The 494-nt window shown below is 36.0% G+C and carries 1 protein-coding gene and 1 pseudogene; both read left to right on the top strand.

Translation table 11 applies throughout. The features are described 5' to 3' along the window. The coding region (locus J7R05_RS07825) for a heme exporter protein CcmB (protein ID WP_208541830.1) at positions 1–336 on the top strand (336 nt) is incomplete at its 5' end. A 47-nt stretch (positions 337–383) separates the two neighbouring features. Beyond that, a pseudogene (locus tag J7R05_RS09405) lies at positions 384–494 on the top strand (heme transporter HemC); the annotation flags it as partial.

Raw genomic sequence — 494 nt, 5'->3', positions numbered from 1 at the left:
GCTACTCCTATTTTAGCATTCATGCTCCATTTAAATGCAACGATAACTTTTACAACAACACTCACCCTCTTATGCGGAACACCTGCTATTATTTTTATTGGCGCTATAGGATCTGCACTCGCAACATCATTGTTACATAGCTCTCTTCTCATTTTTATCATTATCTTACCTTGGATCATTCCAATCATGATTTTTGGCGTTTCAGCTGCTACAGCTCCAACAAATCCTAATGTCTCTTTTCTCACTTCCTTGATTCTTCTTATTGCTTTTTCACTTCTTTTGAGTCTTTTTAGCTCTTTTGTTGCAGCTATAACGCTCAAGCTTTTATCAGAATAATAAAAGATGATTGCTGTACAGCAAAACTTTGCCTATTATAAATTCTCATGAATGAAATAACTCGCACCTATAAAATGAAGTCACTCCCGGTAAGTTTAACCCGTTTTATGAAAATAAGCAGCGTCGTTTTACCTTGGTTAACCGGTATAACATTGTGC

The organism is Bartonella capreoli, assembly GCF_902813205.1.
Taxonomy (GTDB): Bacteria; Pseudomonadota; Alphaproteobacteria; order Rhizobiales; family Rhizobiaceae; genus Bartonella; species Bartonella schoenbuchensis.
This window is presented reverse-complemented; position numbering and strand designations above follow the sequence as displayed.